The organism is Microbulbifer rhizosphaerae (genome assembly GCF_014191725.1).
GTDB lineage: Bacteria > Pseudomonadota > Gammaproteobacteria > Pseudomonadales > Cellvibrionaceae > Microbulbifer > Microbulbifer rhizosphaerae.
Window position 1 is genome coordinate 21,745 of record NZ_JACHWZ010000018.1, and the last position, 23,425, is coordinate 45,169.

Consider the following 23,425-nt stretch of genomic DNA (forward strand, 5'->3'; position numbering starts at 1 on the left):
GACCCAATGGTGTCATACCAATTTTACGGGAGCAAGGGGAAGGAAAAGCAATGACAGATGATTAAATTGAAAAACTAATCATCGATCATTGGTCACTACCTTCAGGGCAGGGCAAAGCGCTGGCGCGCCGCATTCACTTCGCGCCGCGCGGCCTCCAGGGCCTCGGCTTCGGTGGCGTCCAGCAGTTGCTGCACCACGCGCTGCAGGTGATCGCGCATGGCGCTCCTGGCTGCATCCGCATCGCGGCGCTTGAGGGCGTCGAGAATCCTGCGGTGCTCCTCGATGCGCGGCCGGGAGCCGGTCTGGCGCACCTTTTCCAGGATGCGCGCGGACACGCTGGAACTGTTGCGCAGCTGCCACAGATGCTCGCACACGGAGACCACAGCATCGTTGCGGGTGCTGCGGGCAATATGCAGGTGGAACTTCTCGTCCGCCACCTCTGCGTTGGCCTCGGTGGCGTTCTCGGCGATCATCTCCTCGAGTATCCGCTCCAGCCCCTCCAGTTCCGCCTCAGTCATCTGCCGGGCGGCCAAGCCAGCGGCCTCCCCCTCGAACATGATGCGCGCCTGCAGTATCTCAAACGGGCCTATATCGGATTCCCCGGCCTTGAAGACACCCACCTCCGCGTCCACCACATAGACGCCGGAGCCGCCTTTCACTTCCACACAACCGGCCAGTTCCAGGGCGATAATCGCCTCGCGCACCGTGGGCCGGCTGACCTCAAAGCGCTCCGCCAGCTTGCGCTCCGCCGGCAGGCGTGTGCCCGGAGGGTAGTCACCGGAGGCGATGGCGGCGGCCAGTTGTTCGGCCACCTGTTGGTAAAGTCGCACACCTTGCATGAAGGCATTCTCCGTCATTCGTTAATCGGCGCAGTTTAGCAGATGGGGTTTAACCGCTACAACAGAACTACTGCCACAACAGTCTTACCAAAACAAGTCTAATTCAAGATTGCGGCCTTACCAATATAGTGCTAGATTGCAGCCATTCACATAGCAATCAATAAAAATCAGTTGTTCCTGGCCGTTTGCCGGTGCGGAGTCTGTACGCAGATGGACCTTATCCATATTCACGAATCTGACAATGTCGCCCTCAGCCGCGCTCTGCTGCCCGCGGGCAGCCTGGTGAACTGGCGCGACGCCATGCTCGAGCTGGTCAGTGACCTGCCCGCCATGCACAAGGTGGCGGTCGTCCCCATCGCCAGCGGCGAAGCAGTACTCAAATACGGCCAGGTTATTGGCTTTGCCTCCCGCGATATCGCCGCTGGCGAACACGTGCACGAGCACAATATGTGTGCCGGCAACCACAAACCCAGCCACGATTTCTGCAGCGAGGCGCAGCCCGTCGACTACGTCGACCCGGCGGCCCGGGCCAGTTTCCAGGGCTTTCGACGGCCCAACGGCAGGGCCGGCACCCGCAACTACCTGGCAGTCGTCTCCACCGTCAACTGCTCGGTGACCGTGGGCCGGGCCGTGGCCGCGCATTTTCAAAACAGCGGCATGCTGCGGGACTTCCCCAATATCGACGGTATCGTCGCCCTGGGTCACGAGAGCGGCTGCGGCATGTCCACCTACGACGAGGGCTACCAGACGCTGCTGCGCACCCTGCACGGCTACATCGCCCACCCCAACTTCGCCGGCGTACTGTTGATCGGCCTGGGCTGCGAGGCAATGCAGGTGAGCAGCGTGCTGCGCGAGTCCGGCCTGGAAACCAACCCGCTGTTTCAGACACTGACCATCCAACAGCAGGGCGGTACCCGAGCGGCCATCCAGGCCGGCATCGAGAAGCTCACCACCATGCTGCCGGCGGCGAACAACTGCCGGCGGGAGCCCGTTCCCGCCTCGGAACTGACCCTCGCGGTGCAGTGCGGCGGCAGCGATGCCTATTCCGGCATCACCGCCAACTCGGCACTGGGTGCCGCGGCGGACCTGCTGGTACGTCACGGCGGCACGGTAATCTACTCGGAAACACCGGAGATCTACGGCGCCGAGCACCTGCTCACCCGCCGCGCGGTATCCCCGGAAGTGGCGCAAAAGCTGGTAGACCGCATCCACTGGTGGGAGCACTACACGGAGATCAACGGCGTAGCCCTGAACAACAACCCCTCACCGGGGAACAAGGCCGGCGGACTGACCACGATCGCGGAGAAATCCATGGGCGCCCAGGCCAAAGCCGGCACCACCATGTTGCAGGATGTCTACCTCTACGCCGAACAGGTGCGCACGAAAGGGCTGGTGTTTATGGACAGCCCCGGTTTCGACCCGGTTTCGGTAACCGGTCAGATTGCCTCCGGCGCCAATGTGGTCTGCTTTACCACCGGCCGCGGCTCAGCCTTCGGTGCCAAACCGGTGCCCAGTATCAAGCTGGCGAGCAACTCGCAGCTGTTCGAGCGGATGCGCGAGGACATGGATATCGACTGCGGCGGTATTCTCGACCGCGAATACACAGTGGCCGAACACGGCGAGTTTATTTTCCAGCGCATCCTGGCCATTGCCTCCGGTGAGCTCAGTGCCAGTGAAAAGCTCGACTACGGCGACAACGAGTTTGCGCCCTGGCGGATCGGCGCGGTGATATAAATCCCGGGAAAGGCAGAGCCGGTTCAGCTTTGTCTTGCCGGCCCTGTCCAGTCTCAGGCGTCCCACAGGTATCTGGTGGGCTCAGGAAAACACCACCCGCTGCCAGAAACGCACTTTTCGGCGCAGATGCGCTGGTGTCTCCTGTGGGGGAATCTTGTAGACAAAGTCCCGCCGTGCCCGCTGGTACTCCGCTTCCGGATCGAAGATCACCGCGGACACTCCTTCCAGCTCCTCCTCCCGATACCGGCGCAGCGGCTTGCGCTTTTCATCGGCAGTGCGCATGGCCCGCTTGGCTTTCAGCTGCGCGCCAAAGTTGGCAGATTGCGACAATATCCGGCAATAATGCTCCATCTCCCGCTGGAAAATATCCCACCCCTCATCGAAGATTTCGTCGCCAAGCCCCATCTGCAGCGCCTCGGTGGCGAGCAACGGCAGGCAGTTTTGGGTCAGCGCCAGGGCCTGCTTTTGCCCAGCCCGTCGCGGCAACAGGTAGGTCCAGTACTCGGAGCCGCAGAACCCCATAGTCCGGTAATGCGGATTGAGCACCACGCCTTCGCGCAGTAATACATGATCACAGGCCAGCGCCATCATGGCGCCACCGGCGCCGGCGTTGTTGCGCAGGGCGGCCACGGTGATCTGATCGGGCGTTTCGATAATGGCTTCCACCAGATCGTCGATGGCGTTGATATTCTCCCAGGACTCCCGCGCCGGGTCCTCCGCCGCCTCGATACAATGCAGATGGACGCCGTTGCTCCAGAAATCCTCGCCACCCATCAGCACAATCACCCGCGCATCGCCGGACTGCAGTTCGCGGTAGTGCCCGAGCAGGCGCCGGCACTGGCCGGTATTCATAGCGCCGCCGGCAAAGTCGAAATAGAGGTAGGCCACATCACCGATCCGCGCGCTGCGAATATCCTCCACGGCGCTGGGGATGTTTTTCAACTCGCGGGGGATTTCCTTTAGCAGCGGCAGCAAAACCTGCGCCGCGGGCAGTTTGATCCCCCCTTCGCACCGGGCCTGCGGTATCCACACGGCACCATCGACGGTGGCGCGACAGACGGCGCCGTTGCTGTGGGCGATAAAGTCGCCCGCCCCGCCGGAGAGATTTTCCTCCCGGCGCACGCCATAGAGGAACACCACCTGGCCGCCGATCTCCTCGCGGATACCCGGCGCGCTGTCGGCGGCGCGCAGTTTCGCAATGGTGATATCGGTGGAATCCCTTTGCCAGTCGATCGCGCGGTCCGCCTGGCGCATGGGCGGCTGCACACGCCCGGGAATTTTTTGCGTCTCCAGTGGACGGGGAGTGAAACCGGGGTCTTTCAGCGCGGCCAGGGCCGACTTGACCAGGGAAGCGGCGGCGGCGGTGACCTCGCGCCGGTAAAGGCCGGCCTTGCTGGCGCCGCGCAGGGGGAAGGTGGCGGTGCCCCAGATATCCCCCGCGCCCATTTCCCCGTTGGCCTGCAGCAGGGTCACGCCCCACTCGGTACAGTTGCTGGCGATCGCCCAGTCGAGAGACGAGAGCCCGCGGTCGCTCTCGATGCCAGGGCGCAGCACCAGACAGGGTATTTTTTGCCAGATGGCGTCGGGAATCCTGTGGACCAGGTAGGGGCAGACGATCAGCCGCGGGCGGAATTCGGCCACTGCATTCTCCATCCCGGTTTCGCCAGTGGCCAGTTCTACGGAAACCTGGCAGCCGTGCAGTTCCAGTTCGCGGTGGATACGCTGGCTTATGCCGTTGAAAGCGCTGCACAGCAGCAGGACTCGCATGGTGACACTCCTTGTTGTTATTGGGCTCGGGAAAATCCTCTTTCCCCGTGGTATCTCAAGAGAACGCTGTCATCTTTTTGTAGGATGGGCAAAGCAAAGCGTGCCCATCAACTCCCCTGTGATGGGCACGCTTTGCTTTGCCCGTCCTACTAACCAGCGCGACCTCTCTACCTCAGTTGTCCTGCAAAAAGCGTGCAATTGTGCGCAGGCCGTGCCCCTTGGCACCCTGGGCCCACATATCGTTGGCGGAGGGCAGGTAGGAGCCGGACAGGTCCACATGCACCCAGGCGCGCCCCTCATCGCGCACAAAGCGGGCCAGGAAGGCCGCGGCAGTGGAGGCGCCGGCGCTGCCGTCGATCCCTACATTGGCCACCTCGGCAAAGCCGGAGGGTATCTGCTCCAGGTGGAATTTCTCCAGCGGCAGCCGCCAGGCCCTTTCGTTTTCCAGGGCGGCGGCGTCCAGAACCTTCTGCGCGGTTTCATCTTCGAAACTGAGCACGGAGTTGTAGTCGCGCCCCACCGCCATCTTCGCCGCGCCAGTGAGGGTGGCGGCATCGAGGATCCAGCGCGGATTCTGTTCCGACGCGGCGATCAGGCCGTCCGCCAGCACCAGCCGGCCCTCGGCGTCGGTATTGAGAATCTCCGCGCTGACGCCATTTTTGTAGCGGATAACGTCCCCCAGCTTGAAAGCCTGGCCGGAGATCAGGTTTTCCGCGCAACAGAGGTAGAGCTTGACCCGCTTCTGCAGGCCGCGGGCGATGGCCAGCCCCAGGCCGCCGCTGACCATGGCGGCACCGCCCATATCGGATTTCATGGTGACCATATTGCTGGAGGGCTTGATGCTGTAACCGCCGGAGTCGAAGGTAATGCCCTTGCCCACCAGGCAGAAATCCACCGGCGCATCGGCGTTCCCGGAAGGGTTATAGTCCAGCTCCAGCATCACCGGCTCGCGCGCACTGCCATGGCCCACCTTGTAGATACCGGCGAAACCCTCCTGTACTAACTCCTCCCCGGCGACAACCCGGTAATTAACCGCCTCCGGCGCCAGCTTCTGCAGCATGTCCGCCGCGCTCTCCGCCAAAGCCCGCGGGAACACCTCCTCCGGAGTGCCGTTGGTGATTTCGCGCACCCAGCGCGCCGCCGCCTCGCGGGCTTTCAGCTCCTTCAACTCGGCGGCATCCTGCGTGCCCCAATCCAGGCGGTTCTCGCGATTCGGGTTGTAGTAGCCGGCCCAAAAGGCCCAGCGGCTCTCCAGGTCCCAGCCGCCTCCGGCGAGCGTCACCGCGGGAACGCCCATACCGTCCAGCCGCCGCGCCGCGCGCTGGACCGTCACCATCGGTGCGCCGGCGGCCTCAGTGGCGTGTACCACAGCGCCGCCGTCGGAAAAACTCAACAGCGCCTTGTCACCCCAGGTTTCCGCCGCGGCGGTCTTGACCAACTGGACCTGCATTGCCTTCGTCATACTGCATCCTTAACTGAAATCGTCGGGTGGATTTGCGGTGCATTCTAGCAGCCTAATCAACTCCCCTCTCCGCTCGCTCTATAGCCCCCCTCCCCCGCTTGCGGGGGAGGGGTTGGGGGAGGGGGTGCGCCGGTATAAACTGGCGCGCGGGAAATAACGACAACAAACGGATTTATTCATGGCCGAGCCCTGCAACTACCACTCATCCGCCGAGGCCGCCTGGCACTGCCAGCCGTGCAGCCGCCACTTCTGCGGCAGCTGCATCCCCGGCGCCAGCGCCAACTACCGCAACGGGCAGCCGGACTGCCCCCTGTGCCACAAGCCGCTCGACTATATCGGCGCCAGCAACAGCGCCAAACCTTTCTGGCAGATGGGCCTCTTCTACTTCCGCTACGCGCTGCAGCCGGGCCCGCTGACGGTGCTTGCGCTGGCCACCGGCGCCGGCCTGATGATCTCCGGCCTGGGCATCATCTCGCTGCTACTGCTGCTGGCGGCGGTGGCCCTGGTCAGCCGCTACAACCTGCTGGTGATCGAGAAGCTGGCCGGCGGCCAGTTGCAGGCGCCATCCTTCGGCGACGCCCTGGACGGCAACAGCGCACCCCTGTTTCTCAAGGTGATCGGCATGACGCTGATCGCCGGCTTTGTCGGCTACAAGCTGATGGCCTTCGGCCAGGGCGCCCTGCAGCTCTACTCCATTGCGCTTTCCCTGCTGGCCCCGGCGGCGATGATAGTACTGGCCCTGGAGGGCAGCCTGCGCCCCGCCATCAACCCGCTCAAACTGCTGCAGTTCACCGTGATTATCGGCTGGCCCTACCTGCTGCTTTGGCTCACCACCAGTGCCGTCTCTGCCGCCCCTGGCTACCTGGTGATGCTGGTGGCGGACAAGCTGCCGCCCTGGGCCATAGTGCCTGTAATCGCGGCGAGCACGACTTACTTCTATATTGTGACCAGCGCGATGATGGGCTACATCTGCCTGTCCCGACAGCAAAAACTGGGCATCATCGCCGAGCGGGACGACGACGGCGACTTCCTTGAGGAAGCCGAATTCAACCGCGCCCGCGCCCTGGCAGAAAGCCAGATACTGATGCGCGAGGGCGACTTCAACGGCGCGCGCCGCGCCTTGGTGGAATGTCTGCGCCGGTACCCGGACGACCCGGCCCTCAACGAGCGCTACTACCGCCTGCTGCTCGCCACCCAGGACAAAAAAGCCCTGCGCGAACTGGGCCCACACCTGCTGGAAAAATTCATCCGCATGAACCGCGCCCACAAGGCCGCGGAGCTCTACCTGGCCACAGACCCCCTCCCCACCATCGACAAGTCCCACCTCCGTCACACCCTGGCCGAGGCCCTCTACCGACAGCAGAAATTCCGGCCGGCGGCGATGCTGCTGAATAATTTGCATAAGGAAGACAAGGACTACCGGCACCTGGATGCGGCTTATTTGCTCTTGGCGCAGATCTATATCGACGGTTTTAACCGCGAGGATATGGCGAGGAAGCTGCTGGCGTTTGTGCGGCAGCATTTTCCCAATAGCAAGTTGCAGGGGCAGATGGATACGTTGGAGCGGGTACTTGGTGGGGTGCAGGTGGCTGACTGACTGCTCGGCACAGACGTGCCACTCACGATTTTTTATACATACGACCATTTATGGGTATATATGGGCATACAAGGCCAGTCTGTACGCTCAGCTGGCAACGTTAGGCGCATTTGGAGGCTGATTCAAAATGACACAAAGCGACACAAAGTCTCGCTTCAAAGCAAAACTGCTTTGTCCAGCTAAGTCGGGCAGCGATGCGCCGTGGGCTTTTATAATTCTGCCCAAGAACGCGAGCGCAAAACTTCCAAGACGGGGAAGGACGACGGTAGAGGGCACCATCAACGGTCACGGCTTCCGGGCCACGCTTGAGCCGGATGGCCAATTGAGTCATTGGCTGCGGGTAAACGAGGAGCTACTCGAAGCCGCAGGCGTGAACATTGGCGACACTGTCACGTTTGAGATCATGTCAGTGGAACAAGAACCAGAACCTGAGATTCCCTCGGACCTGCAAGAAGCCCTTGCGGCTGCTCCCGAGGCTCGAGCCGTTTGGGACGATACAACGACCATCGCACGCCTGGACTGGATACACTGGATTACTTCAGCCAAGCAGTCCAAGACTCGGGCGAAGCGGATTAGTAATGCTTGTGACATGCTTGCTTCTGGAAAACGACGGGTTTGCTGTTTCGATCCATCTGGCTACTATAGTAAAGCCTTCAGCGCGCCCAAAGCGGCAGATTAAATCGGGCGAATTTTATGAACAACCGAAGTCAGGGTACAATTTTGACGTATGACCTGGATGGCACTGACCTCATGGGTGATGATTTGAAACAAGGATTTATGCTGGAGCGCTGAGCCAATTTGGCTGAAATCAGGTCTGCCCCGGACTTACTATTAGCAGCCCTACCGTAAACAAAGATTCTTCCCAGCAAGTAATAAACACTTACAATATTTCAGAAGGAACTCGAACATGCCTTTCAACCACATCACTGCCTCTCAACAGATTGATCCTACCTCTTGTGGGTGTTGTACTACCGCCTGGGGTCTCAAAGTATTGCATGAAAACAACTTGACGGTCGCTACCCTGACCCTGCCATCAGGGGCCAATTTGGCTAGCCAAACCCAAGCGAACTATTGGAACTATGGCGATACCCGGCTGGAACGCGACCTGTTCCCAATGCGCGTCGGCGGTCGGGCACCCGGATTAACCATGCCCAGCAATATAGCCGAGACCATACTACGCAACGCCAACGGGATTACTCTGGTGCTGGAAACCTCTCCGGGCATAGAAACCATCTTTAACAAGGTCGGGTACGGCGGAGAAGTCACCACGTTGAAAAATGTCGTGGCGAATTACGCCAACGCCTCCCACGTCTATATGGACTCCTATATCAGACGCCCCCTTTCAACTCATCTGTTTTCGATTGGGTTGATGGGCAGAACCGATGGGACATTGCACTGGCTCTTCCAGGAAGCTTCCAATGGCTCCTGGTGTGACCCCGGATTGGTTGGCAACCGCCACTGGTTCAAAGCCCATACTGCCTACACCTCAGCAGCTCAGGGTACAGTGGGCTCAACGATAGGCGTGAACCTGTATGTTTATAACTAACTTCACCTGAAGGCTAATTCAGGTACAGCGGCACGTCTAGCATGCCAATAGATGCATAACAACAACCATCATTCTACCCAAAGAATATTGATATTGGGTCGGAGTACAATTTTTCCGCCAAACCTTACTGACAGATAATTCGCAGGCGCGCAGGGGCAAAGAAAAAACATCCTTTTGATACTGTAGATCAAATAGCCAGCACAACCGATCTGAACGATGCCAAGTGAAATATAAAGATAGCAAAGGAAGCCTGGACACCCCCAAGAAGATTCTAAAGGTGAATCACGCCGGGGAATTTGGCGCGATAAATATATATCGCTCGCAGATACTTGTTTCCCGAATCTTTATGCGCGACCTGGTTCCACTGCTCGAATCATTCCTGGCCGACGAGAAAAGACACTTGCAAATATTCTGGACGGAAATCCAGTCCCGGAACGGCGTGAAGTGCAAGAGCTTCTGGCTTTGCGGGCTCGGGGGCTACTTTATGGGGTTTGTATCCGAGCTGCTCGGGAAGAAGGGCATTATGGCCTGCACCTGGGCGGTGGAATCCGTGGTGGTAAACCATCTCAATACCCAGCTCACCTATCTCGAGAGCAAATCCGACAGGGCTGCTTACCATACCGTAGCGGCCATCCTGGAAGACGAAAAGAACCATCGGGACATCGGCAGCGAACACGGCGGTGCCAACAATATCTGGTATAGCCCCCTGCGGTTTGCCATTAGTCTTTTTACCGACGGTGTTATCCGGTTTGGCATGAGATAGCCGCATCTCAGTATCACCGGAAATTGCGGAAATGGAGAGCAGGGGTTCGCTGAAGCTGTTCCGCTCAGAGCCTGTCCGAGGAACCCACGGCATCAATAATTTTATCGCCTTCCGCGTAAATCCTGCACAAGCTCTCGACATTTAATGTAATCCTCCGGGCTTCACACACCTCCAAGGCTTTGCTATTGGCAGTATCCTGGTCGGGAGAATCATATGCATAACCGAACACATAGGCGCCTTTGTAATCAAGGGCCAGGGCGAGAGCCTTGTTCGCTGAATACCCTTTATACTTGGCAAAGGCACCATCAATGGTCTTTTTCTCCTCCGCATCCACTTCAGGCGCTGCAATATCGGGCAGCAGATCGGCAAGCATGGCTTGAAGCTGTGTGCGCGGTTGCTCCTCCGTTATTTGCATAAGCAACGGGTGCGCTACCCGGGCAAATATTTCCGCATCCCGGTCAAGATACAGTTCATTAGCGTACCACCAGGCAATACCCACCTCCCGCGGAGCCCTCAGGTAAGCCTGTTCCAGTATTTTCAGGTACTCGCCCCGCGGATACCCGAGTTTCTGCATGGCGACCGCCAAGCCGCGCCAATAGGCTGGCACCTCATCGTTGGCTTCTATCAGTGCAGCAAACCTGTCGCGGACAGCTTCCAATCGCTCGGGATCACTGTGTACGCCCTTTACCAACTGCCTTTCCAACCACAGAAAGGCTTCCGCACTCTGGTACCACTGCTCGCTGTGCGCCCCCAAGGGTATAGATTCCAGCAGGGATTCGGCCCGGGAAAACTCTCCGGCCCGGGTTTTTGCAACCGCGATTATCGACATCAATTCATGGCTGTCAGCTCTCTCCGCCCGCGCATACTGCACCAGTTCCCGAAGGGAATCCGCGTTCTTTCCGGACATCACCAGGTAGCGGGCAATCTCGGCCACCGCAGCCTCTCGCGACAACGGCTGCACTATCGGTTGAACGGGTTTGTAGCCCCGGGGCATCAGGCCTGTGCGTTTGGAAAACTTGCCTTTCGCCTGCCCGATGTAGTGTCGTTCCAATTCTTCAAACGGCATTTCCAGAGCCGAAACCAGAGCATCCACCGGGTCCTCTCCACGGTTATACGCCGACACGTAACCCTGTATTCTGTCTGCCTTCCCACTGCTCATGATCAACCAGTGGGTAAGCATCCAGCCTCCCGCATAGACTCTGGAGTTCTGCCTCCCGTCAGCCGTTGTCGGCGTCGCCCTGAGCAATTCCTCCAGCGGCATCGGCTGGTCGTAGTAAAGAGAGGCGGCACGGTCCATGGGAATGGCCCCAAACACGTAGTTGCCGTCTTTAGGAAAGTCCACCGTGGAGAAAACTTCCGCAAACCCCTCGCTATACCAGTATGGGTAATGGAGTGGACTTCTCCCGTAGGTAAGGAAGTGCGTGTATTCATGAAACAGGAATTCGCGTGCCGGGTGTTCCCGCATGGACCGGTCGCTCCCAAGATTGACCAGGGCAAAGCTTCCATAGCTGGTATTATGGAATACGCCCCCGGTACGCTTTGCGTTCTCATCTCCGACGAAGGCTGCATAACTGTTTCTGTCAGCCAACGCGAAAATTGTCAGCTTATGCTGAACTTCACTCGCACTGAGCAGTTGAGAGGCCACAACCCGGAAGCGCTCCAAGTCTTCCGCCAAGCCTTTTACCGATTCCGGCCTGCCGTTGGTCACTATGCGGAAATGTGGAGTTTCGATTTCATGCCATTCGGCATCTACCAGATTAGCAGGGCTGGTCCACCCTGCAATCGGCAACAGATAAGCCATAAGCAGTATGCAAAGCTTGCCTCTCATTTTCCTTCCCTATACCCAATTTATTCAATGTAACAGGGCAAATCACGGACTACGCATGTTCTTCAGGCCGCACCAACCGCAACACCTCCCGTGCCCGTTGCTCCTCCCCGACCCTGCGATAGTGATCGACCAGCGCCATCCCAAGGCTCTGCAACAGCGGATGTTCGACTTCCCTCTTATGCAGCCGCCGCAATAAATCCTCCAGCCAGGGCCAATCTTTTTCCTGTGCTGCGCGCCGTGCCAGCAACAGGCTGGCCCTGACGGTGAGGGCCCGGGGTTGGGGGCAGGCCTGGAGGTAGTTGCGGTAGCCTTCGGAAATTCTCCGTGCGTCGATTGCGGAGTTGCCGGCGAGGGCGAAGAGAGCCAGGTTTGCGCGGTGGTGGGCATCGCTGTCCGGCGCTGCCGCGGTTAGGGCGATGGCGCGCTGAATCAGCGGCAGCGACTGGGGGAGCTGGCGCACCGCGGCGGCCGCGGCGTCGGCCGCCTCCAATAATTTGCCGCTGTTCTGCAGTGATTCGATGCGCGCCATGGCGCGCTGCTCCGGCGACGGCGCTTCGTCTTCCCGCGGAATCTGGGTGAGCGGCGGGCGCCGCTTTACCAGTACCATGGCAGAGGCAAAGCCGGCCAGCAGGCCGCCGGTGTGGGCCCAGTAGGCAATGCTGCTGTCGCCGTAGAAGTAACCGAAAATTTCCTTGCCGAGCCACAGCGGCAGCACCAGCAGTGCCGGCGCGCTGAACTCGCCGAACACGAAACCCAGGGTGTAGAAAAAGCGCAGCCTACGCACTCCGTACACCGCGACGAACATGCCCATGATTGCCGACACCGCGCCGGAGGCACCCACCATGGGCACCGGGCTGCCCATCTCCACGGCGATGTGCAGCCCCGCGGCGGCCAGGCCGCCGAGCAGGTAGAGGCCGAAAAACCAGGCGGCCCCCAGTGCCAGCTCCACCGAGAGGCCAAACAGCAGCAGGAACACCATATTGCCGATCAGGTGGTCCCAACTGCCGTGCAGGAACATGTGCCCGAACACGCCGGCCAGGTGGGGCTCCGCCGGGGTCAGCCCCAGGGCGAAACTGCTCAGGCGATCGCGCAGCCGTACGAATTCCTGCCGTTGCGCCAGCCACTCGCTCTCCCCTTCGGCGCGCAGTTGCGGCAGCAGCCAGCGGTGAAATTCCGGGTTCCACAGCAGTTCCCGGTAGACGAAGTCCTCCCCTTCGGCGTCCACCTGCAGGCGCCATTCCGGGTGCACCTCGTTCACGTAGATCAGGAAGCGTGACTCCTCGCGGGCGGAAAGGTCGTTGGAAAAATAGTATTCCTCCGCCTGCTGCCAGCGGGCCTCGTCGCCGCCTTGGTAGAACACGAAGACCAACAGATTGAGCGCGACCAGGGCCAGGCAGACCAGCGGCGGGCGGCGCCAGTCGGGCTTGTTCTGGATGGGAATAATCAGCACGGGATTTTCCTTGTGGTTATCGCTCGGGCGGGCGGCTCGACATTACAACAATGCCATCCTCTTGCCGCCAAACGACCTAAAACCGCTACATAATTTACAAATACTTTGCACTTTCGCCACAACACCACTATTTCCCCGCCAATTTTCACTAACAGTCCCTGCGTCGCTGGATTGTCCGGAGAGAGCCGCGCTATGTTTGCAGGCGTTGTTCGGACGCCCGCTGTGCGGTCCGACGGCGGGAGAGATCACAATAAGGAAATCAATTGGAGCCCCAAATGAAGAAGCACAGTAGCAAACCCTCGAATAAAGTTTTACCGTTTTTCGCCATCTGCGCCCTGGCTTGTTCCGCCGGCGCCCTCGCCGCCCCCGATCCGCTGGCGGGCAAAATGAACCTCCCCGCGCTGCAGGCGGGCCAGAACCACCAGCGTTTTATCGTCAAATACCGCGAGGGCGCGGCGGAGCGCGCCAGCCTGGCCGCCGGCAACCGGCTGCTGAACGCGGTGGCCGCGGAGACCGGTTCCGAGCTGAATCTGGTGCGCCGGCTAGCCACCGGCGCCGACCTGGTGGGGGTTCCCGGCGGGCTGGACGGCGCCGCCGCCGAAGCGCTGATGCGCCGCTTTGCCCGCGACCCAGACGTCGCCTACGTGGAACCGGATATCCGCCTCACCACCCAGTTCACCCCGGACGACAGCCGCTACAGTGAGCAGTGGCACTATTACGAACCCACCGCCGGACTGAACCTGCCCGGAGCCTGGGACAAGGCGGACGGCAGCGGCGCGGTAGTAGCGGTGGTGGACACCGGCTACACGGACCACAGCGATCTGCTCGGCAATATTATCGGCGGCTACGACTTTATCAGCGACAGCGCCACCGCCCGCGATGGCAACGGCCGCGACAGCGATGCCCACGACGAGGGGGATTGGTACGGCTGGTTCGAGTGCGGCATCTTCCCCGCCAGCAGCAGTTGGCACGGCACCCACGTGGCCGGCACCGTGGCCGCGCTGACCGACAACAGCCAGGGCGTGGCTGGGGTGGCCTTCAATGCCAAGGTGGTTCCGGTGCGGGTGCTGGGCAAGTGCGGCGGCAGTCTGTCGGATATCGCCGACGCCATTGTCTGGGCCTCCGGCGGCAGCGTCTCCGGCGTGCCCGCCAATCCCTTTCCCGCGGATGTGATCAATATGAGCCTGGGCGGTTCCGGTGCCTGCGGCGCCACTTTCCAGGATGCCATCGACACCGCGGTGGGCAACGGCGCCGCGGTGGTGGTGGCGGCGGGCAACAGCAACGCCGACGCCTCCGGCTTCCAGCCCGCCAGTTGCAACAACGTGATCAGCGTGGCGGCCACAGACCGCCAGGGCAACCGCGCCAGCTACTCCAACTACGGCAGCGTGGTGGATGTGGCGGCCCCCGGCGGCGAGACCGCCTCCACCGCCAACGGCGTGCTCTCCACCCTCAACAGTGGCTCGCAGACGCCTTCATCGGAGAGCTACGCCTTCTACCAGGGCACCAGTATGGCCACGCCCCACGTGGCGGGACTGGCGGCGCTGGTGCGGAGTGTCGATCCGGATATCACTCCGGCGGAGCTTGAAGCGGAGATCAAAGCCAATGCGCGGGCTTTCGCGGGCTCCTGTTCCCAGTGCGGCAGCGGGCTGGCGGATGCCGATGCCACGGTCACTGCGGTGATGAACCCGTAGTTTGAAGCCGTAGTTTGAAGCTGTAGGTGCACCCTGCCCGGCGGCCTACCCGGCCGCCGGGTTATTTTCCCGCGCGCCGCTCGATCGGCATCGGCGCTTCCCAACTGCGCAGGTGCAGGTCGCGCTGGGGAAAGGGCACTTCGATACCCCTCTCGTTGAATTCCCTCAGCAGCTCCAGGTTGTAGAGCGCGTAGGGGTCTCCAAGGGGCGAGACCATATTGCTATTGACCCACACCACCAGCTTGAAATTCAGCGCGCTGTCGCCGAACTCCATCAGCCAGACCTCGGTCTTGCGCTGCCAGTCGGTATGGGTAATGTTCACCCGCTCCGCCGCTTCCATGGCCGACTCGCGCACCAGATCCGGGTCGGAGCCGTAGGCCACGCCGAAGGGCACGTGGATGCGGCGCACCGGGTCGTCCAGGGTGTGGTTGATCACCCGACCGGTCACGAATTCCGAATTGGGCACCATGATATCTACGTTGTCCCGGGTGGTGATGCGGGTGGAGCGCACATTGATATCGCGGATGCGGCCGAAGACGCCGGACTCCAGTTCCACCAGGTCCCCCACCCGCAGCGGCTGCTCCAACAGCAGGATCAGTCCGGAAAGAAAGTTGGAAAAAATCGCCTGCAGGCCAAAGCCGATACCCACCGACAGCGCCCCGGCAATCAGGGCCAGCTTGGACGTGTCCAGACCCAGCATGCTCAGCGCGATCACCAGCGCAATAGCAATAATGGTGTAGTGCAACACCCGGCCGAGGTTGTACATGGAGGATTCGCTGGCGTGTTTTTTTACTACCAGCCGGTTGAGAAAACGCCGTGTGAGGCTGGAGATCAGCCAGGCGACCACCAGCACAAAAAAAATCCTGGCGATGTCACGCAAAGTTACCGGGCTCTCGCCGATCGCGAACAGCTTGTAGTCCGCCAGTTCCCGCCAACGGTTGTAGACAACACCACCCCAGTGGCCCGCGCGCTCGCGCACCGTGGCCCACCATCCCTGGTGCTCGCGGTACACCATCAGTTGGGCCGTTTCGTAGCGCAGCACGTCTTCGATCAAGTCGTCGCTGCGGCCCAGGGCACTATCCACCCGCTCGAAGCTCCGCCACCAGCCACTCATCGCCTCGCTGCCCTCCCCCATCCAGGCCACCACCTGGCGCCGGCGGACGTTGAGTTCGCGGGAAATACTGTCGACCAGGGTGCGCGCTGTCTCCACCAGGTCGCCGCTGGAGACCAGAGACTGGTCTTTCACCTCGGGGTTGAGCACATTGTTGATGGAGACCAGTATCTCCGTTTTGCGCTTCTGCAGGTGTGCCTCCAGGGCCTGTACCTCCAGCTCCATCACCCGCAGGTCTTTTTTCATGTTCTCAGCCGGGTCGGTGGACTCCAGTGTGGTGCTCTGCAAGCGGGTGCGGTCGCCGGCGAGTTTTTCGATCCTATCGGTGTATTTCTCCAGGGTTTTCTGCAGCTGCTCCGTCGCCTCGGCGCTGTACTGCAGCTCCTCCAGCATCCGCTGCAGCTGGCTCTCGCCGTGTTCGATCTGCTCCTGCCAGGCGCCCAACTGCCGCTCGATGATCCTGCGCTGCTCGATAATATTCAGGTGATTGAACTGGGCCGCCAGCAGCGCCAGGGCCGCGCCTTCACTGGCGGCCGGGTCACCGCTCGCCTCGCGCAGGATCACCACCTGCTGGCGCAACTGGCCCAGGGATTGGGCGAGCGCCTCGTCCAGTTGCCGCAACTCCAGTTGCAGCCCCAACAGCCGCTGGCGCCCTCGGGCCACCGCGGCGTCGGCCGTGGCCCAGGCCATCACCCCCGGGTTGCGGGGGAATTCGACCTCGGGCAGTACCGCGACTTTCTCGAACTCGGCGTACTTCTTCCACGTGATGCCGATGCCCTTGAGGCTCCTCTCCACCGCAGCGGCGCGCTCCTGCACCCGATCGCTGTCCGGCAGCGTCCCGCTCCACTTGTCCCAGGCTTTGTTCAACTCCCCCAGCCACTGCTCGCGCTGCTCGCGAGTGGCCTCGGGCCAGGTGGTCCACCAGCCGGCGGAGGGCGAGTTGAAATCGGGGATCTCCGGTTTGAATTCCTCGGGCTTCTTAGTGGGCAGCTGGGCGAAAGTGAGAAGGGAAATACACAGCAGGAAGAGGGTCAGCGAAATACGGGCGCCAGCGCGATAGCACCCACAGCGAGAGGGAAAGTGACAGCATTCGCCCGCCATAGCCTGACTCTATCCTTGACCGGAAACCGCGCAGGTCCACTGATAGAGTGTAGATGAGGGAAGTTATCCACCCGGTCAGGGGTTAATAGCGGCGCCTTGAGGAGGAGTCGTTCACACAGGCGAGGTACTCTTCCTTAACGTAAGTGTCGCCCCGCACACGGATCTCCGTCGCGCTCGCGGGCAGTTGCCCAAAGCGGTCCTGGGCCCAGCCGGTGGTGAGACACAACAGAATGGTGGCGGCACAGCGCATGGCGATAACTCCAGGCTGTGGAAGTCCGGCCAGTCTACCTCCTGCGGCGTCGGCTCCCAACGGTTTAGAGAGCTCGCAAGCGGACTCTAGCGGGCCTGCGGCCCGCAAGCCGAGCCGGGACTCGGCGCTCCCGGCGGGCGCTCCCGGCGACAATCAGAGGAAATGCTGCACTTTGTTCTTGTAGCTGCGGCTCATTTTCAAACGCTCGCCATTGTTCAGTACCAGGTGGTACTCGCCGTTGATATGCGCACAGATCTCGCGCACCCGGCCCAGGTTGACGATGGTGGAACGGTGAATACGCTGGAACACCCGGGGGTCCAGCTGCTGTTCCAGCTCCTTCATGGTGATGCGCATCACGTGGGTCTCGCCGTTGGCGTGCACGCACATATAGTCGCCGGCGGCATCGATCCAGTCTATCTCCCGCGCGGGTACCAGGGTGATGCGGCCGGCGTCCTTGATGGCGATCTTTTCCGGATAGCGGCTGCTGCCCCCCTCCCCCACATGTAAGTCGCCCGCCGCCAGCTTCCGCTCCAGTACTTCCGGCGACTCCCGGGTGAGATCCGCCACCGCTTCCAGCAACTGTTCGCGCTGGGTGGCGATGTCGGCGCTGGCGAGCTTCTCCCGCACCCGCGCCAGCGCCAGTGCCAGGCGCTCCTCCTCGATGGGCTTTAGCACATAGTCCACCGCGTTGACCTCGAAGGCTTCCACCGCGTACTGGTCATAGGCGGTGACGAACACCACCTGAGGCAGTTGCTCCTCGGGAATCTGCTGCACCATCTGCAGCCCGTTCACACCGGGCATCTGGATGTCCACAAACACAACGTCCGGGTGCAGCTCTAGGATCTGCTCCCGCCCCTCGCGACCGTTGCTGCACTCGGCAATCACCTCCACACCGTCCATCTGCTCCAGCCGCAGGCGCAGCCCGCGCCGCGCCAGCGGTTCGTCGTCCACTACAATGGTTTTTAATTTTTCTACCGCGTCACTCATCGCACTATTCCTGTTCATAGGGAATTCGAATATGCACTACCAGGCCGCCCTCCGGCCGGTTGCAAAAACGCACTTTCTGTTCTTCGCCGTACAGCGCGCGCAGGCGCTCACAGGTATTGCGGATACCCACGCCGTAACCGGAAGTCAGTCGGGCCAGGTCCTCATCCGCCATGCCCGGGCCGTTGTCGCCCACCTCGAGCAGCAGTTCACCGGCGAACACCCGCGCCTTGATGGTGATCTCGCCCCCCCACTCCCGCTGGGAGATACCGTATTTGATCGCGTTTTCCACCAGCGGTTGCAGCAGCAGACTGGGCACCAGCGCGCGCGGGGACTCCCCCTCCAGATCCAGGTTCACCCCCAGGCGGTCGGCGAAGCGCACCTTTTCGATATCCAGGTAGAGCATCAGCGCCTCAACCTCACGGGCCAGGGTCACTTTCTGCATGGGGTCGTTGTCCAGGGAGTGGCGCAGGAACTGCGACAGGCGCGTCACCATATCGTTGGCGGTGCGCCCCTGGCTGTCCAGGATCAGGGTGGAGATGGCGTTCAGGGTGTTGAACAGGAAGTGCGGATTCAACTGGTAGCGCAGCATCTTCAGCTGCGCCTGGTGAGCCATGGACTCGGCACGCAGGGCCTTTTCCTGCTGGGTCAGCGAAGCGCGGTAGTACTTGATGCCGTAGTAGAGCGCGGTCCAGGTCATGAGGATCATGAAGGAATAGGAAAACCAGTAGATAGCCAGCACCGCCGGGTGCTCGTCTCCCCGCTTGCCATACAGCCACAGGGAGCCGCCGAACTTGATCGCCGCCCACACCAGTGCGGCCAGGGCAATCACCGCCAGGGAGCCAAACAGGCGCCACGCCGGCGGCTTGTCCCACAGCCGGCGGAAACCGCGGCGCATCACTTCCGAGAGTGCGACCCCCGAGCCGGTGGCCACGGCGAGATATCCCATGTGCAACCAGTGGTCCTCCACCCAGAAGAAGCTGCCCACAAAGGTGAGCAGGGTATATCCACCCCAGCCGGCGAGCTGCAGAGCCCAGTACTGCTTCTGGTGCTCGGCCAGCCGCTGCGACAGCCATCGAAATGCGTTGTTGCCCATAAATACTCATTGCTATTCAATCGACCCCGGAAGGCCGCAGGTTGCAAAACAGCCTAATGCAGCGGCCCGCCCGGTGAAACACCGTCGGGCGCAGCAATAGGACGGACTGCCGCAGGAACACATCATGACTTACTGGCTTTTCAAATCGGAACCAGACGAGTACAGCATCCGCGACCTGGCCGCGGAATCCGGTCGCACCGGCCGCTGGGACGGTATCCGCAACTACCAGGCGCGGAACTTTCTGAGGGATTCGGTCGGGGTGGGCGACGGGGTACTCTTCTACCACAGCGCCTGCAAGGTGCCTGCGGTGGTGGGCACCGCCGAAGTGGTGCGCGGAGCCTACCCGGATCCGGCGCAGTTCGACCCCAAAAGCGGCTACTTCGACCCCAAGGCCAGTGGCGACAAGCCGCGCTGGTACTGCGTGGATATCCGCTGGCAGAGCGAGTTCCCGCGGCCGGTGCCACTGGCGGAGATCAAACAGAATCCGGATTTGGCGGAGATGCTGCTGGTGAAGCAGGGACGGTTGTCGATCCAGCCGGTGACCGCTCAAGAGTGGAAAACCATTCTGCGACTGGGTAATGCCATTATGTAGGAGCGGCGGGGCGGCCATCCGCCGCTGGCCGTGATCGGCAGGCGCTTCGTAGCCCAGTCCGATCGCGGCCAGCGGCCGCTCCTACATAGTTAGTGCCACGATTTCAGCCAGTCCCCAGCAAGCCATCCGCGCGGAACATACCCTTGATCCCGCGCACCGCCTGGCGGATACGATTCTGGTTTTCGATCAGGGCGAAACGCACATAGTCGTCTCCGTAGTCACCAAAACCGATACCCGGCGAGACGCATACCTTGGCATCCGCGAGCAGTTTTTTCGCGAACTCCAGCGATCCCAGTTTGCGGTAGGGCTCCGGAATTTTTGCCCACACATACATGGACGCCTTGGGCAGCTCGACCATCCAATCCGCCTCGTGCAACCCCTTGACCAGGGCATTGCGGCGCAGACAATACTGCTCGGCAATGTCCCTCACGCACTGCTGATCGCCCTCCAACGCGGCTATCGCAGCCACTTGCAGTGGCGTAAAGCTGCCGTAATCGTGATAACTCTTGATACGCGCCAGGGCATTGACCAGATCCCGGTTGCCGACCATAAACCCGACGCGCCAACCCGCCATGTTGTAGCTTTTCGACAGAGTGAAAAACTCCACCGCCACATCCTTGGCCCCCGGCACCTGCATGATCGAGGGCGCCTTCCAGCCATCGTAAACGATATCGGCGTAGGCCAGATCGTGCACAACCAGGATGCCGTAGCGCTTAGCCAGGGCCACTACCCGCTCGAAAAAATCCAACTCGACACACTGGGCGGTGGGATTGGACGGGAAGCCGAGAACCACCATCTTCGGCTTGGGAATGCTCTCACAGATGGCCCGTTCCAGTTCGACAAAGAAATCGATACCGGGCACCAGCGGCACCGAACGCACCTGGGCGCCGGCGATGACAGCGCCGTAGATGTGAATCGGGTAACTGGGATTGGGTACCAGCACCATGTCGCCGTGGTCGAGCACCGCGAGCATCAGGTGTGCCAACCCCTCCTTGGAGCCGATGGTGACCACCGCCTCCTCTTCCGGGTCGATCTCCACCTGGTAGCGCTGCGCATACCAGTGCGAGATGGCCCTGCGCAATCGGGGTATCCCCCTGGACGTGGAGTAGCCGTGGGTGTCCTCGCGCTGGGCCACATCACACAGCTTATCGACGATATGCCGGGGCGTAGGGCCATCCGGGTTGCCCATGCTGAAATCAATAATGTCCTCTCCCCGCCGACGGGCAGCCATTTTGAGTTCGGCGGTGATATTGAAAACGTAGGGAGGGAGTCGGTCGATACGGGAAAACCGGCGCACCGGCGTTTGGGTGTCTATTGTCATGGGTTCCTCGATACACGTTAGCGCCCGGAACCGTCCGAGCGACGCGGCCGCAGCATGCGGCTGAACCCATATTACGCGAGCGGCGCCCCGTTGCGAACCCTCTCCAGAGACTGTAGTTCTTCTATACCACGCCCTTGGTGCGCGCGATAAAAATACTGAGCAGCGACAACAGGGTGAGCACGCCGACGATCACCAGCAACAGCAGCAGCGGGCGGAAGGGCTTGCGTTCCACCTTGTTGACGCCGCTGTGCAGGTATTTGTCGACCTTGGCCTGGTCTTCGTCGGAGAGTTTCTTTTTGGGCTTGTCGGGCATGGGCATTTGTGCTCGTTATCGCTATGCAACGAGTGTAGGAGAAACGGCAAGTACAAAAAAGCCCCGCTGTTCGGGGCCTGATCGGCAGATCAAAGTGCAGATAGAGGGCGGGCCTGCGGCCGGCGTGCGGAGCTGGAGCCTTCAGCGAACCAGATAAATAGCTCCGCGGTCCCGGGTTGGGTCAGAGGAGCTCTTCCTCGATATCCATCAGGGTGGCGCTGCCGGCCTCGACGCTGGCGGCCAGGGCCCGGGCCTGGGGCAACAGGCGCGCGAAGAAAAAGCGGGCGGTCTTCACCTGAGCACTGTAGAAGCTGTCCTCCGCAGTTTTCCGCAGCGAGACTGCGGCAGCCCTGGCCCACATATAGGCGTAGGCTACGTAGCCGAACAGGTGCAGGTATTCCACCGAGGCGGCGCCGGGCGCGTGGGGGTCGTCCTTGGCCGCGGCCAGTATGTTTTCGGTAGTTCCGCGCAGGCGCTGCAGTTCCGCGGCCAAGGGCTGCACGAACTCGGCCATGTCCTCGCGGTCGATCTCCCCGTCGATAAAAGCCTGGACGTCGGCGGCAAACAGCTCGAAGAAGGCGCCGCCGTTGGCCACCGTCTTGCGACCCACCAGGTCCAGGGCCTGGATGCCGTTGGTACCCTCGTAGATCTGGGTGATGCGCACATCGCGCACCAGCTGTTCCTGGCCCCACTCGCGGATATAGCCGTGGCCACCGAACACCTGCTGGCCGAGTACCGTGCACTCCAGGCCCTTGTCGGTAAAGAAGGCCTTGGCCACCGGGGTGAGCAGGGCCACCAGCGCCTCCGCCTTCCGCTTTTCCTCGCCCTCGCCCTCGCCGAACTTGGCGATATCCAGCCACTGGGCCACGTAGGTGGACAGGGCGCGGCCGCCGCCGATCAGCGCCTTCTGGGTGAGCAGCATGCGGCGCACGTCCGGGTGCACGACAATGGGGTCGGAGGCCTTGTCCGTCGCCTGCGGGCCCGCCGGCGAGCGGCTCTGGATACGTTCTCGGGCGTATGCCCGGGCGTTTTGATAGGAACGCTCGGACGCGCCCAGACCCTGGATACCCACCCCCAGGCGCTCGTAGTTCATCATGGTGAACATGGCCGCGAGCCCCTTGTTCACCTCGCCCACCAGCCAGCCGGTGGCGCCGTCGAAATTCATCGCGCAGGTGGCGGAGGCTTTGATGCCCATCTTGTGTTCGATGGAGCCGCAGTGCACCGCGTTGCGCTCGCCCAGGCTGCCGTCCTCATTGACCAGCACCTTGGGCACCAGGAACAGGGAGATACCCTTCGGGCCCGCGGGGGCGTCGGGCAGCTTGGCCAGCACCAGGTGAATGATGTTCTCGGACAGGTCCTGGTCGCCGCCGGTGATAAAGATCTTGCTGCCGGTGATGCGATAGCTGCCATCTTCCCCCGGTTCGGCCCGGGTGCGGATCATGCCGAGATCGGTGCCGGCGTGGGGCTCGGTCAAATCCATGGCCCCGGCCCAGGTGCCCTCGTACATTTTGGGCAGGTAGCGCTGCTTGAGTTCCCCGCTGCCGTGGGCGTCGATCGCCAGGCAGGCGCCGGCGGTCAGCACCGGGTAGAGGGCGAAGGAGATATTGGCGGAATTGATCATCTCCTCCACCTGGGCACCGAGCATTTTGGGCATACCCATACCGCCGTATTCCGGGTTGCCCAGCAGCGCGCCCCAGCCGCCCTCGCAGAAAGTGGCATAGGCCTCCGGGAAACCTTTCGGGGTGGTCACCACCCCGTCGTTCCAGTGACAGCCTTCTTCATCGCCGCTGCGGTTGATCGGGTCCAGGGTATTGGCGGCGAGTTTGGCCATCTCTTCCAGGATCGCATCCGCAGTTTCCCGATCGACGGTTTCCGCCAGCGCCGGCAGGCGGGCCCAAAGTTTTTCTGCGGCAAATACTTCGTGCAGGAGAAAGTGCATCTCCCGCAGTGGCGCCTTGTATTCAGCCATGCTCCCGGTCC

The 23,425-nt window shown here is 61.5% G+C and carries 19 protein-coding genes; 7 read left to right on the forward strand and 12 right to left on the reverse strand.

Translation table 11 applies throughout. The annotated features are described in order from the left end of the window. Positions 1-101 precede the first annotated feature (101 nt). Complete coding sequence (locus tag FHS09_RS16825) at positions 102-839, reverse strand: FadR/GntR family transcriptional regulator (protein WP_183462030.1); 738 nt, start codon at positions 837-839, stop codon at positions 102-104. Positions 840-1,049: 210 nt separating this feature from the next. Here FHS09_RS16825 and FHS09_RS16830 point away from each other — a divergent pair, with 210 nt between their 5' ends. Further along, positions 1,050-2,573 (forward strand): UxaA family hydrolase, encoded by a 1,524-nt coding sequence (locus tag FHS09_RS16830; RefSeq protein WP_183462033.1) that lies wholly within the window; start codon positions 1,050-1,052, stop codon positions 2,571-2,573. A gap of 81 nt (positions 2,574-2,654) precedes the next feature. On the opposite strand, the gene FHS09_RS16835 is transcribed toward FHS09_RS16830, so the two are convergent. Together FHS09_RS16835 and pepB are read right to left on the reverse strand one after the other, a co-directional pair. After that, a complete protein-coding gene (locus FHS09_RS16835; RefSeq protein ID WP_183462035.1) occupies positions 2,655-4,340 on the reverse strand; it encodes an enoyl-CoA hydratase-related protein in 1,686 nt (561 codons plus the stop codon). Positions 4,341-4,512: 172 nt separating this feature from the next. Beyond that, a complete protein-coding gene (gene pepB / locus FHS09_RS16840) occupies positions 4,513-5,802 on the reverse strand; it encodes an aminopeptidase PepB (RefSeq protein WP_183462037.1) in 1,290 nt (429 codons plus the stop codon). Between the two features lie 178 nt (positions 5,803-5,980). On the opposite strand from pepB, the gene FHS09_RS16845 reads away from it, so the two are divergent. From FHS09_RS16845 to FHS09_RS16860, 4 genes are all read left to right on the forward strand, one after another. Beyond that, positions 5,981-7,399, forward strand: coding sequence for a tetratricopeptide repeat protein (locus FHS09_RS16845; protein WP_183462039.1), 1,419 nt, complete (start codon positions 5,981-5,983; stop codon positions 7,397-7,399). 127 nt (positions 7,400-7,526) lie between these two features. Beyond that, a complete protein-coding gene (locus tag FHS09_RS16850; protein WP_183462041.1) occupies positions 7,527-8,078 on the forward strand; it encodes a YdeI/OmpD-associated family protein in 552 nt (183 codons plus the stop codon). 228 nt (positions 8,079-8,306) lie between these two features. Further along, a complete protein-coding gene (locus tag FHS09_RS16855; protein ID WP_183462044.1) occupies positions 8,307-8,945 on the forward strand; it encodes a hypothetical protein in 639 nt (212 codons plus the stop codon). A 223-nt stretch (positions 8,946-9,168) separates the two neighbouring features. Continuing rightward, the gene (locus tag FHS09_RS16860) at positions 9,169-9,708 is read left to right on the forward strand and encodes a demethoxyubiquinone hydroxylase family protein (RefSeq protein WP_183462046.1); all 540 of its coding nucleotides are present in this window, start codon (positions 9,169-9,171) and stop codon (positions 9,706-9,708) included. Positions 9,709-9,772: 64 nt separating this feature from the next. Here the strand turns inward: FHS09_RS16860 and FHS09_RS16865 are convergent, their stop codons facing one another. Both FHS09_RS16865 and FHS09_RS16870 read right to left on the reverse strand, forming a co-directional pair. After that, on the reverse strand, positions 9,773-11,536 hold the full coding sequence (locus tag FHS09_RS16865; protein WP_183462048.1) for a hypothetical protein: 1,764 nt from the start codon (positions 11,534-11,536) through the stop codon (positions 9,773-9,775). Positions 11,537-11,585: 49 nt separating this feature from the next. Continuing rightward, positions 11,586-12,986, reverse strand: a complete 1,401-nt coding sequence (locus FHS09_RS16870) for a rhomboid family intramembrane serine protease (RefSeq protein WP_183462050.1) — start codon at positions 12,984-12,986, stop codon at positions 11,586-11,588. A 275-nt stretch (positions 12,987-13,261) separates the two neighbouring features. Here FHS09_RS16870 and FHS09_RS16875 point away from each other — a divergent pair, with 275 nt between their 5' ends. Next, a complete protein-coding gene (locus FHS09_RS16875; RefSeq protein ID WP_221192077.1) occupies positions 13,262-14,677 on the forward strand; it encodes a S8 family peptidase in 1,416 nt (471 codons plus the stop codon). Positions 14,678-14,738: 61 nt separating this feature from the next. On the opposite strand, the gene FHS09_RS16880 is transcribed toward FHS09_RS16875, so the two are convergent. The 4 genes from FHS09_RS16880 to FHS09_RS16895 form a co-directional block, all read right to left on the reverse strand. Next, positions 14,739-16,889: a mechanosensitive ion channel family protein gene (locus FHS09_RS16880; protein ID WP_183462052.1), complete on the reverse strand. Its 2,151-nt coding sequence runs from the start codon at positions 16,887-16,889 to the stop codon at positions 14,739-14,741. Positions 16,890-16,971: 82 nt separating this feature from the next. Then, positions 16,972-17,139 carry a hypothetical protein gene (locus tag FHS09_RS16885; RefSeq protein ID WP_183462054.1) on the reverse strand — a complete coding sequence of 56 codons (168 nt, stop codon included), beginning with the start codon at positions 17,137-17,139 and terminating at the stop codon, positions 16,972-16,974. Between the two features lie 153 nt (positions 17,140-17,292). Then, positions 17,293-18,126 (reverse strand): LytR/AlgR family response regulator transcription factor, encoded by an 834-nt coding sequence (locus FHS09_RS16890; protein WP_183462056.1) that lies wholly within the window; start codon positions 18,124-18,126, stop codon positions 17,293-17,295. Between the two features lie 4 nt (positions 18,127-18,130). Then, positions 18,131-19,219 (reverse strand): sensor histidine kinase, encoded by a 1,089-nt coding sequence (locus FHS09_RS16895; protein ID WP_183462058.1) that lies wholly within the window; start codon positions 19,217-19,219, stop codon positions 18,131-18,133. A 124-nt stretch (positions 19,220-19,343) separates the two neighbouring features. On the opposite strand from FHS09_RS16895, the gene FHS09_RS16900 reads away from it, so the two are divergent. Further along, positions 19,344-19,811, forward strand: a complete 468-nt coding sequence (locus FHS09_RS16900) for an EVE domain-containing protein (protein ID WP_183462060.1) — start codon at positions 19,344-19,346, stop codon at positions 19,809-19,811. Between the two features lie 103 nt (positions 19,812-19,914). Here the strand turns inward: FHS09_RS16900 and alaC are convergent, their stop codons facing one another. The 3 genes from alaC to FHS09_RS16915 all read right to left on the reverse strand — a co-directional run bounded on the left by alaC (position 19,915) and on the right by FHS09_RS16915 (position 23,414). Further along, entirely contained in the window at positions 19,915-21,132 is a 1,218-nt protein-coding gene (gene alaC, locus FHS09_RS16905; protein WP_183462062.1) for an alanine transaminase, read from the reverse strand. A 121-nt stretch (positions 21,133-21,253) separates the two neighbouring features. Then, the gene (locus tag FHS09_RS16910) at positions 21,254-21,451 is read right to left on the reverse strand and encodes a DUF3094 family protein (protein WP_343057509.1); all 198 of its coding nucleotides are present in this window, start codon (positions 21,449-21,451) and stop codon (positions 21,254-21,256) included. 175 nt (positions 21,452-21,626) lie between these two features. Next, entirely contained in the window at positions 21,627-23,414 is a 1,788-nt protein-coding gene (locus tag FHS09_RS16915; RefSeq protein ID WP_183462066.1) for an acyl-CoA dehydrogenase C-terminal domain-containing protein, read from the reverse strand. Positions 23,415-23,425 lie beyond the last annotated feature (11 nt).

Coding starts and splice junctions, on each gene's coding strand:
- FHS09_RS16915 (WP_183462066.1), bottom strand. CDS start 23,414: ATGGCTGAATACAAGGCGCCACTGCGGGAGATGCACTTTCTCCTGCAC.
- FHS09_RS16835 (WP_183462035.1), bottom strand. CDS start 4,340: ATGCGAGTCCTGCTGCTGTGCAGCGCTTTCAACGGCATAAGCCAGCGT.
- pepB (WP_183462037.1), bottom strand. CDS start 5,802: ATGACGAAGGCAATGCAGGTCCAGTTGGTCAAGACCGCCGCGGCGGAA.
- FHS09_RS16875 (WP_221192077.1), top strand. CDS start 13,262: ATGAAGAAGCACAGTAGCAAACCCTCGAATAAAGTTTTACCGTTTTTC.
- FHS09_RS16850 (WP_183462041.1), top strand. CDS start 7,527: ATGACACAAAGCGACACAAAGTCTCGCTTCAAAGCAAAACTGCTTTGT.
- FHS09_RS16890 (WP_183462056.1), bottom strand. CDS start 18,126: ATGAGTGACGCGGTAGAAAAATTAAAAACCATTGTAGTGGACGACGAA.
- FHS09_RS16830 (WP_183462033.1), top strand. CDS start 1,050: ATGGACCTTATCCATATTCACGAATCTGACAATGTCGCCCTCAGCCGC.
- FHS09_RS16865 (WP_183462048.1), bottom strand. CDS start 11,536: ATGAGAGGCAAGCTTTGCATACTGCTTATGGCTTATCTGTTGCCGATT.
- FHS09_RS16885 (WP_183462054.1), bottom strand. CDS start 17,139: ATGCGCTGTGCCGCCACCATTCTGTTGTGTCTCACCACCGGCTGGGCC.
- FHS09_RS16895 (WP_183462058.1), bottom strand. CDS start 19,219: ATGGGCAACAACGCATTTCGATGGCTGTCGCAGCGGCTGGCCGAGCAC.
- alaC (WP_183462062.1), bottom strand. CDS start 21,132: ATGACAATAGACACCCAAACGCCGGTGCGCCGGTTTTCCCGTATCGAC.
- FHS09_RS16855 (WP_183462044.1), top strand. CDS start 8,307: ATGCCTTTCAACCACATCACTGCCTCTCAACAGATTGATCCTACCTCT.
- FHS09_RS16900 (WP_183462060.1), top strand. CDS start 19,344: ATGACTTACTGGCTTTTCAAATCGGAACCAGACGAGTACAGCATCCGC.
- FHS09_RS16910 (WP_343057509.1), bottom strand. CDS start 21,451: ATGCCCATGCCCGACAAGCCCAAAAAGAAACTCTCCGACGAAGACCAG.
- FHS09_RS16880 (WP_183462052.1), bottom strand. CDS start 16,889: ATGGCGGGCGAATGCTGTCACTTTCCCTCTCGCTGTGGGTGCTATCGC.
- FHS09_RS16845 (WP_183462039.1), top strand. CDS start 5,981: ATGGCCGAGCCCTGCAACTACCACTCATCCGCCGAGGCCGCCTGGCAC.
- FHS09_RS16825 (WP_183462030.1), bottom strand. CDS start 839: ATGCAAGGTGTGCGACTTTACCAACAGGTGGCCGAACAACTGGCCGCC.